General features: G+C 36.9%; 12 protein-coding genes and 1 other annotated feature. All 12 genes read left to right on the top strand.

Going from position 1 to position 8,541, the window contains the following annotated elements; translation table 11 throughout:
* Positions 1-168: 168 nt before the first annotated feature.
* Positions 169-304: a sequence feature (ribosomal protein L10 leader region), on the top strand.
* Between the two features lie 38 nt (positions 305-342).
* The 12 genes from rplJ to ADF68_RS04395 all read left to right on the top strand — a co-directional run bounded on the left by rplJ (position 343) and on the right by ADF68_RS04395 (position 8,524).
* Positions 343-843, top strand: a complete 501-nt coding sequence (rplJ, locus tag ADF68_RS04445) for a 50S ribosomal protein L10 (protein ID WP_049548792.1) — start codon at positions 343-345, stop codon at positions 841-843.
* A gap of 77 nt (positions 844-920) precedes the next feature.
* Positions 921-1,286: a 50S ribosomal protein L7/L12 gene (rplL, locus tag ADF68_RS04440; RefSeq protein WP_001196968.1), complete on the top strand. Its 366-nt coding sequence runs from the start codon at positions 921-923 to the stop codon at positions 1,284-1,286.
* A gap of 201 nt (positions 1,287-1,487) precedes the next feature.
* Positions 1,488-1,661: a hypothetical protein gene (locus ADF68_RS11200; protein WP_000159607.1), complete on the top strand. Its 174-nt coding sequence runs from the start codon at positions 1,488-1,490 to the stop codon at positions 1,659-1,661.
* On the top strand, positions 1,658-2,437 hold the full coding sequence (locus tag ADF68_RS04435; RefSeq protein WP_049548791.1) for a replication initiator protein A: 780 nt from the start codon (positions 1,658-1,660) through the stop codon (positions 2,435-2,437). Before ADF68_RS11200 ends, ADF68_RS04435 begins: the two co-directional genes overlap by 4 nt.
* A gap of 98 nt (positions 2,438-2,535) precedes the next feature.
* Complete coding sequence (gene dcm, locus ADF68_RS04430; RefSeq protein WP_049548790.1) at positions 2,536-3,894, top strand: DNA (cytosine-5-)-methyltransferase; 1,359 nt, start codon at positions 2,536-2,538, stop codon at positions 3,892-3,894.
* Complete coding sequence (locus tag ADF68_RS04425; RefSeq protein WP_049548789.1) at positions 3,878-4,327, top strand: hypothetical protein; 450 nt, start codon at positions 3,878-3,880, stop codon at positions 4,325-4,327. Before dcm ends, ADF68_RS04425 begins: the two co-directional genes overlap by 17 nt.
* Positions 4,320-4,700: an arsenate reductase gene (locus ADF68_RS04420; RefSeq protein WP_049548788.1), complete on the top strand. Its 381-nt coding sequence runs from the start codon at positions 4,320-4,322 to the stop codon at positions 4,698-4,700. Before ADF68_RS04425 ends, ADF68_RS04420 begins: the two co-directional genes overlap by 8 nt.
* Before the next feature lie 12 nt (positions 4,701-4,712).
* Positions 4,713-4,946, top strand: a complete 234-nt coding sequence (locus tag ADF68_RS04415) for a hypothetical protein (protein WP_000840776.1) — start codon at positions 4,713-4,715, stop codon at positions 4,944-4,946.
* Between the two features lie 2 nt (positions 4,947-4,948).
* The gene (locus ADF68_RS04410; RefSeq protein WP_049548787.1) at positions 4,949-5,536 is read left to right on the top strand and encodes a CPBP family intramembrane glutamic endopeptidase; all 588 of its coding nucleotides are present in this window, start codon (positions 4,949-4,951) and stop codon (positions 5,534-5,536) included.
* A gap of 333 nt (positions 5,537-5,869) precedes the next feature.
* Positions 5,870-6,169 carry a hypothetical protein gene (locus tag ADF68_RS04405; protein WP_000869763.1) on the top strand — a complete coding sequence of 100 codons (300 nt, stop codon included), beginning with the start codon at positions 5,870-5,872 and terminating at the stop codon, positions 6,167-6,169.
* The gene (locus tag ADF68_RS04400; protein WP_000093687.1) at positions 6,159-6,647 is read left to right on the top strand and encodes a hypothetical protein; all 489 of its coding nucleotides are present in this window, start codon (positions 6,159-6,161) and stop codon (positions 6,645-6,647) included. Before ADF68_RS04405 ends, ADF68_RS04400 begins: the two co-directional genes overlap by 11 nt.
* The gene (locus ADF68_RS04395; RefSeq protein ID WP_049548786.1) at positions 6,647-8,524 is read left to right on the top strand and encodes a VirD4-like conjugal transfer protein, CD1115 family; all 1,878 of its coding nucleotides are present in this window, start codon (positions 6,647-6,649) and stop codon (positions 8,522-8,524) included. The genes ADF68_RS04400 and ADF68_RS04395 overlap by 1 nt, the downstream gene beginning before the upstream one ends.
* The last annotated feature ends 17 nt before the right edge of the window (positions 8,525-8,541 follow it).

Raw genomic sequence — 8,541 nt, 5'->3', positions numbered from 1 at the left:
TATCAAATGAAATCGAGTACTAGCTATAAGCTAGTTGAAACATCTAATTTTTAGGAGGGCTGGATGGCTAACTTCATTATAGAACTTTCAAAGCTAAAAAGAATCAATAAAATTTAAAAAAATAAGCAAAAACTCTTGCACTAATCAAAGTAGTGTGGTATACTTATAAATGGTTTGAAAAAACTGCCTAAGACAGTAGGGGAGCTCGACTCATAAATATCCTACCGAGGACAAAACGTATCATTTAAAAAGAAGCGTATTGTACTTTCGTGTCTAGGTTTGGGCGCGTTTTTCTTTTGGAAAAATTCCCCAAGCAAAATAATTACGGAGGTGAACACACTAATGAGTGAAGCAATTATTGCTAAAAAAGCGGAACTAGTTGACGTAGTAGTTGAGAAAATGAAAGCTGCTGCATCAATCGTCGTTGTAGACGCTCGTGGTTTGACAGTTGAACAAGATACAGTTCTTCGTCGTGAGCTTCGTGGAAGCGAAGTTGAGTACAAAGTTATCAAAAACTCAATCTTACGTCGTGCAGCTGAACAAGCTGGACTTGGAGAATTGGCATCTGTTTTTGTTGGACCATCTGCTGTAGCATTTTCTAACGAAGATGTTATCGCACCAGCGAAAATCTTGAACGACTTTGCTAAAACTGCTGACGCACTTGAAATCAAGGGTGGTGCAATCGAAGGCGCTGTCGCATCAAAAGAAGAAATCGTTGCTCTTGCAACTCTTCCAAACCGCGAAGGACTTCTTTCTATGCTCCTTTCTGTACTTCAAGCGCCAGTGCGCAACGTTGCTCTTGCAGTCAAAGCGGTTGCAGAAAGCAAAGAAGACGCAGCTTAATCTTAAGCTACGCAGCGTAGCTTAGCTACGAAAAAAATAAAAAAACTAATTTTAAAACTTATTTGGAGGAAATAACAATGGCATTGAACATTGAAAACATTATTGCTGAAATTAAAGAAGCTTCAATCCTTGAATTGAACGACCTTGTAAAAGCTATCGAAGAAGAATTTGGTGTAACTGCAGCTGCTCCTGTAGCTGTAGCTGCTGCTGGTGGTGCTGAAGAGGCTGCTAAAGATTCATTTGACGTTGAATTGACAGCTGCTGGCGACAAGAAAGTCGGCGTTATCAAAGTTGTACGTGAAATCACAGGTCTTGGTCTTAAAGAAGCTAAAGAACTTGTTGATGGTGCACCAGGTGTCATCAAAGAAGGCGTTGCAGCTGCAGAAGCTGAAGAAATCAAAGCTAAATTGGAAGAAGCTGGAGCTTCAGTTACTCTTAAATAAGAGGCATATACCAATTAGAATTCGGAATACTATAGTATCAGCCTTTTAGAATCGTGAACACATTTTAGAAACTGATAAATTAATTTAGTTTCCTACCAAAAACCCTACCAAAAATTAATTTGGCAGGGTTTTTCTTTTTAATAAAATTATTTTGGAGAACAGTTGAATATTGTTCTCCTTTTTTTATTTTCAGGAGGGAAAATGACAAAAGAATTACAATCATCACGCTATATTGTCATTTCATTTTTAGTACGTGAAATGGGAATTGACATTGTTGAAGCCATCTCTCTTATGGCTGAATTAGAAAAAAGTGGATTGGTTCGATTGGAATCAAGTGGAGATTTAATACTCAAAGAACTTGGAGGAGCGCTATGAAACGAATAACCGCAAATCAATACCAAACTTCAGAACGGTATTACAAATTACCTAAAATTCTTTTTGAGGATGAGAAATATATGGATATGAAACTAGAAGTAAAGGTAGCTTATTCTATTTTAAAGGATCGTTTAGAATTATCTCTCAGTCGTGGTTGGATAGATGAAGAAGGAGCGGTTTATTTAGTATTTTCTAATTCTAAACTGATGAGGCTATTAGGTTGTTCGAAGTCAAAATTACTGTCCATCAAAAAAACTCTTAAAGAATATGACTTAATTGATGAAGTCCAACAGTCTTCAAGTGAGAAAGGGAGACTAGCTAATAAGATTTATTTAGGGGAGTTGTCTTCTACCCCAGTAGCTAGTTCGAACAGGCCTAGTGTTAAAAAAAGACTAGGGCAGGATGAAAATGAAACGGCCCCCGTCTCTTATTCAGCCCCTAGTGAGACTGAAGTTAGTGAGACTAAATATAGTGAGACTGATTCTTTATTTATTGAGGATGAGGAAGAAAGGAATTCTCAACCTATTTTGAGAAGAAAAGTAGAAAAGGTCACAAAATATGATCGAGATTATATTTGGGGATTAGTACAAGATCAATTTAGACGAGAGGGTTTTTCTGAAACAGCCAGTGATATAGCTATGACTGATTTTGAGAGAATCTATCAATATGCTCTTGACAATGTTCGCTTTGTTAGACGAGCGGAAGTACTTGCTGAATTTGTGTTTAACGGCTTGTATTCCGTTTGGAATAACCGTGTTAGAAAAGGAGGTGGTTAAATGTCGCCAATCGAGTGGATATTAGTTATGCTTATTGTCATTTCAAGTGGAGTGACAGTTCTGACAATGATAGTCGATAAGAAAGGGGTGATAAAGAAATGAGATTTATTGATTTATTTTCAGGTATCGGTGGCTTTCGTCTTGGAATGGAAAGTGTCGGACACGAGTGTATTGGATTTTGTGAGATTGATAAATTTGCTAGGAAATCTTATAAGTCCATTTTTCAAACGAAAGGAGAAATAGAATTTCATGACATACGAGATGTTTCAGATGACGAATTTAAAAAACTTAGAGGGAAAGTCGATGTCATCTGTGGGGGATTCCCTTGTCAAGCATTTTCAATCGCAGGAAGACGATTGGGATTTGAAGATACTAGAGGCACTTTATTCTTTGAAATTGCTAGGGCGGCCAAACAAATCCAACCACGTTTTCTTTTTCTTGAAAATGTTAAAGGCCTACTCAATCACGATAAGGGACGGACGTTCACCACAATCCTTACCACGCTTGATGAATTGGGGTTTGATGTTGAGTGGCAGGTGCTTAACAGTAAGGATTTTGGCGTTCCCCAAAACAGAGAGAGGGTGTTTATTATCGGACATTCTAGAAAGAGAGGTACCAGACTCTTATTTCCTTTCAGACGAGAAGGTCAAGCAACTAACTCTGAGACTTTAAAAATATTAGGGAATTTGAATCCATCAAAAAGTGGAATGAGTGGTAAAGTCTATTATTCAGAAGGTCTTGCACCAACCTTAGTTCGTGGAAAAGGAGAAGGATTTAAAGTTGCGATTCCTTGTATGACACCAGACAGATTAGAAAAAAGACAAAATGGTAGACGTTTCAAGGATAATCAAGAGCCAATGTTTACTTTAAATACTCAGGATCGCCATGGTATTGTCGTTGTTGGAGATTTACCAACTAGCTTTAAGGAAACTGGTCGCGTCTATGGAAGTGAGGGCTTATCTCCAACACTGACTACGATGCAAGGTGGAGATAAAATCCCCAAAATACTGATTCCAGAACCAATCCAATTTCTAAAAGTCCGAGAGGCAACGAAAAAAGGATATGCTCAAGCAGAAATAGGAGATTCAATCAATTTGGAGAGACCAAGTTCTCAGTATCGTCGTGGTAGAGTTGGAAAAGGTATAGCGAATACGTTAACAACCAGTGGGCAAATGGGAGTAGTAGTGGCTAGCTATGAAGGAGAAGATAAACAAGTTTATCATGTAGCCGGTGTCTTAATAGATGGACAATTTTACCGTCTGAGGATACGACGAATCACTCCTAAAGAGTGTTTTCGACTGCAGGGATTTCCTGATTGGGCTTTTGAAGCTGCTAGAAAAGTCTCTAGTAATAGTCAGCTCTATAAACAAGCTGGTAATAGCGTAACAGTTCCTGTGATTGCCGCAATCGCAATGAAATTAAAAGAAATAGAGGAAAAAGATGAAAGCTTTAAATAAAGAGTCAATACTAGATTGTGACGAATTAGAAACAGAATTACATGATGCAGAAATCAGACAGCTGGATGAACAAATATTTTTGATGCCCAATTATCCATGTGAGTTTGAGGTGACATTTTTAGATGATTACCATAAAAAACGCAACTACCCCCTATTTTACGAATCCTATCTTCAAAACATTATGGAATTCCTGGAAAGTCAGGATATAAAGAACGGAGCTGATGCCTTTGTAGATGATCATCAGAATCTTGTTTTTGTTTTATATGGACAAGGCTATCGAGCCGAGGGAAAAGAGGGAATATTTACAACCCAAGTAACTGTAAAAGCTTATGATGAAGACAAGAAACCGATTAACTTCGCAAATTTATTAGATTCCTTAATCGTCTCAGAATATCAAATGGAACCGAATCTTTGGGAGGTCTCTCATGATTGATCTCTATCTAAGTAAAAATAGCCAAAGAAATCAACTTCTTTTGGATTTCTTTCAAAAGTATGGCATAGAGGTCACTCCTCATTCTATTTCTGAAATGACAAAGGATAAATTAATTGAGTTGATGAGCTATTCTTCAGATTGTTTTGAATTTTTATCTCCCAATTTATTACGATTTAAGAACCGTGACAATCTAAGATTAACGGATTTCGTTGAGATGATTTTAAAAAATCCTGAACTAACCATCAGACTTCCTCTTGCGGTTTCAAATAAGCGAGTTTATCCAAATCTGAATTTGGAAGAGGCTAGAGCTCTATTGCCAAGAGATACGAAACAATTGATTTACATGGCACAAACACATTATTTATCTAACTAAAGGAGAAGCAATATGGCTGAACGATTTTGGGAGAACTTGTCCATTATTTTGGCTGAAAGAAATATCAGCTGGATTGAGTTAACCAGAAAAATGTTTGCGGGAGAGTTTCACTATCCAAGTGAATTGAATCGCTTGTATCAAAAGATTCGTCACTACAAGATGGAACAACGAATGCCTCAAAGTCCATGGGTAGAAAGGATTGTGCAGGTATTAGATTTAGATTATGAAGATTTATTTCGGAGGTAACTATGAAAAGAATAATTCCAGTATATATATTCCAACAAGTAAATGTCCTATTGGTATCCCTATACTTACTGAAATTTTTTTGTATCGGTGAGTTAACTATACTACAGATTCTCTATGGTTCGTCACTCATTTCTTTTTTATGGATGTATGATCAACGTAAACAAGTGGCTAAGGTCAATATGAAAATTAGGATAAAGTGGCTTGGTATTGGATTCGTTAGTCTACTGATTATAAGTCTATGTTTTAGTCTGATTCATGCTCAAGGAACCACGAATCAAGCAAACTTAATTGGACTTCAACATCAAGTTCCTTGGTTTTCATTTTTATTGTTCTTAATCAATGCGAGTATGGTTGAAGAATTTTTGTATCGAGAAATTTTATGGAACTTGGTCAGAAAATTAGATATTCGAGTTGCTTTGACAAGCGTTTTGTTCGCTTTAGCTCATCATCCAGGAACCATTCTAGCTTGGTGTTTGTATGTTTCCTTGGGAATGTTTTTAGGGATGGTACGCTATAAATCGGACTTATGGGGCAGTATGGGGCTACATTTGGTGTGGAACCTACTAGTTTATAGTTTGCTGCTTTTTTAGACCAAATTAGCTTGTTTTAGGGCAATGAAATGCTAACGTTATGTAACAATGTTAGTCTTTTATTTCAAAATCTTTGTTTAGTATGAATTTAGTTCTACAGAAAAATAAGAAATGTGATAAAAATTTCAACTACTCTTATCTATAATAAAGCTACCTGTTCTTTGAAAATTGAATCCACTCCGTCTTGATTAGCGTGCCTGTGTAAGTAGGGACTGAGAGTATTCCCCTGTGAAGGGCAACTGGCACAAGACGTGTGTGAGAATTTTCTAACAGACACGGAGTTTATCGTTACCAGACTTAAACGATGCGACAAACTAGATAAAGGAGTTAATCATGAAGGTAGTAAACTTGTATGATTTGAAACAAATGGGAAATAAAGGTGGTTGTACCATCCAATTGATTCATCACTTTCCTTTTGGTATGGGCTTAGGACATCTCAAAAAAGACTACATTGAATTTAAACGTGTTGGTATCGTTGATGGGAAAGCAGTAGAAGTTACTCTTCGAGAACCTTATTCGAGAGATCTACTGCAGGTTGTTAAGTCGATTAAGCAACGTCAGAAATTGATAGCTTATCGTTATAAAGAAGGAAAGCTGCTATTTGTGAAGAAGGAGGCATCAGATGTCCTCTGAACAACAGGAACGAATGGCAGTTCAATATGCAGAGCGTAGTCTTTTATTTACTGTAAGAAGTCTCTTAAAGATTCTAGAATGGTCTAGACGTCAGGCTTTAGCACAGGATTCCGCCTATAAGATAGGGGTGCAGAAATTAGAAGAATTGCTACAATCTCCTTATTCGATTGATACGATTAATCTGAAAAAAGATTTTTTAGACAAACCAATTGATATAGAGAAATTTAAAGCTTTTTTAGAGAAAGAAGAGATTCCTTTAGCCATCGCTTGGCAAGGGGATTCTCTACATTTCTACACGAAAGACCGTTCGATTCTAGACAATCATTTAGACCATCTGTTAGAAAAAATGGTTAATGATCCGGAGAAATTAGCTGATTTTACCATGGATAAGTCATTAGACGATGCAATTGATGAGGCTAAATCCCAAATTACCTTTAGACAAGAAGGAGCCGTAAAACAGAAAGAGATGGTGAGATGATGTACAGTGGAAAGAAATTCCTACTATTCTCACTGTTAGGTATCTTACTAGGCTATCTTTTTCATCGTTTGACGCTTTTGTATGATTCCTATACTGGCAATAGCTTAGATAAATGGACTCATCTCCTGATGGAAGGTCAAGATGAAGTTCTTCAGTCGCCATGGAATGTTTCTTTTACTGGAAAATCAAGTGCTTTTTTTCTACTAGGTTTTGTGATGATGTTACTAGTTTATCTCTATCTAGAGACTGGTAAAAAACAATACCGAGAAGGAGTAGAATACGGGAGCGCACGTTTTGGAACTCTAAAAGAAAAGAAGCTCTTTTACGGTAAAGAATTTTCTCATGATACGATCTTAGCACAAGATGTTCGTTTGACATTATTAGATAAAAAAATACCCCAATATGATAGAAATAAGAATATTGCGGTGATCGGAGGTTCAGGAAGTGGGAAGACATTTCGCTTTGTAAAACCCAATCTGATTCAGATGAATAGTTCCAATATTGTCGTGGATCCTAAAGATCACTTAGCTGAGAAAACAGGAAGACTCTTTTTGGAACATGGCTACCAAGTAAAGGTGCTAGATTTAGTCAATATGAAGAACTCAGATGGCTTCAATCCTTTTCGCTATATAGAGACAGAAAATGATTTGAATCGCATGCTGACGGTTTATTTCAATAACACCAAAGGCTCTGGCTCCCGAAGTGACCCATTTTGGGATGAAGCTTCTATGACTTTGGTACGAGCTTTAGCCTCCTACTTGGTCGATTTCTATAACCCACCTAAAACAAGAGAACAGCTCATAGAAGAAAGTCGTTTAAGTCAAAAGGAATATCAAAACTTGTTGAAACGTCAAAAAAAAGAAGTGGAAGAGCGAAAAAAACGAGGGCGTTATCCAAGTTTTGCTGAAATCTCAAAACTCATTAAACACTTATCTAAGGGTGAAAACCAAGAAAAAAGTGTCTTAGAAATTCTATTTGAAAATTATGCTAAAAAGTATGGAACTGAAAATTTTACCATGCGAAATTGGGCAGATTTCCAAAATTATAAGGATAAGACTCTGGATTCTGTTATAGCTGTAACCACTGCTAAATTTGCCCTCTTCAATATTCAAAGTGTCATGGATTTGACCAAAAGAGATACCCTTGATATGAAGACATGGGGCAAGGAAAAATCAATGGTTTACTTAGTTATCCCAGATAACGATAGTACCTTTCGCTTTCTTTCAGCCCTCTTTTTTTCAACCGTATTTCAAACCCTAACAAGACAAGCAGATATTGATTTTAAGGGTCAATTGCCTCTTCATGTGAGAGTTTACTTAGATGAGTTCGCAAATATCGGAGAAATCCCAGATTTTGCTGAACAAACCTCAACAGTCCGTTCTCGAAATATGAGTCTCGTTCCCATTCTTCAAAATATTGCCCAACTTCAAGGGCTCTATAAAGAAAAAGAAGCTTGGAAAACCATTCTTGGGAACTGTGATAGCTTAGTCTACTTAGGTGGGAATGATGAAGACACCTTTAAATTTATGAGTGGATTACTCGGTAAACAAACCATTGATGTTCGAAATACTAGTCGTTCCTTTGGCCAGACAGGTTCAGGATCCCTTTCTCATCAAAATATTGCTCGTGATTTAATGACACCTGATGAAGTCGGAAATATGAAACGGCATGAATGCTTGGTTCGAATTGCTAATATGCCTGTCTTTAAAAGCAAAAAATACAATTCAACCAAGCATCCAAACTGGAAGTACCTAGCCAATCAAGAAACCGATGAACGGTGGTGGAACTATCAAATCAATCCTTTGAATCAAAGACAAGAAAATCATCTTGAAGGCCTTAGAATTCGTGATTTAACTTTTGAATCTAGTTTAAAATAAAAATAGAAAAGAGGAAA

Source organism: Streptococcus pseudopneumoniae (assembly GCF_001068775.1).
Taxonomy (GTDB): domain Bacteria; phylum Bacillota; class Bacilli; order Lactobacillales; family Streptococcaceae; genus Streptococcus; species Streptococcus pseudopneumoniae_N.
This window is presented reverse-complemented; position numbering and strand designations above follow the sequence as displayed.

Bases quoted from the DNA above. Each gene is read 5' to 3' on its own strand.
- rplJ (WP_049548792.1), top strand. From the start codon at position 343: ATGAGTGAAGCAATTATTGCTAAAAAAGCGGAACTAGTTGACGTAGTA.
- rplL (WP_001196968.1), top strand. From the start codon at position 921: ATGGCATTGAACATTGAAAACATTATTGCTGAAATTAAAGAAGCTTCA.
- ADF68_RS11200 (WP_000159607.1), top strand. From the start codon at position 1,488: ATGACAAAAGAATTACAATCATCACGCTATATTGTCATTTCATTTTTA.
- ADF68_RS04435 (WP_049548791.1), top strand. From the start codon at position 1,658: ATGAAACGAATAACCGCAAATCAATACCAAACTTCAGAACGGTATTAC.
- dcm (WP_049548790.1), top strand. From the start codon at position 2,536: ATGAGATTTATTGATTTATTTTCAGGTATCGGTGGCTTTCGTCTTGGA.
- ADF68_RS04425 (WP_049548789.1), top strand. From the start codon at position 3,878: ATGAAAGCTTTAAATAAAGAGTCAATACTAGATTGTGACGAATTAGAA.
- ADF68_RS04420 (WP_049548788.1), top strand. From the start codon at position 4,320: ATGATTGATCTCTATCTAAGTAAAAATAGCCAAAGAAATCAACTTCTT.
- ADF68_RS04415 (WP_000840776.1), top strand. From the start codon at position 4,713: ATGGCTGAACGATTTTGGGAGAACTTGTCCATTATTTTGGCTGAAAGA.
- ADF68_RS04410 (WP_049548787.1), top strand. From the start codon at position 4,949: ATGAAAAGAATAATTCCAGTATATATATTCCAACAAGTAAATGTCCTA.
- ADF68_RS04405 (WP_000869763.1), top strand. From the start codon at position 5,870: ATGAAGGTAGTAAACTTGTATGATTTGAAACAAATGGGAAATAAAGGT.
- ADF68_RS04400 (WP_000093687.1), top strand. From the start codon at position 6,159: ATGTCCTCTGAACAACAGGAACGAATGGCAGTTCAATATGCAGAGCGT.
- ADF68_RS04395 (WP_049548786.1), top strand. From the start codon at position 6,647: ATGTACAGTGGAAAGAAATTCCTACTATTCTCACTGTTAGGTATCTTA.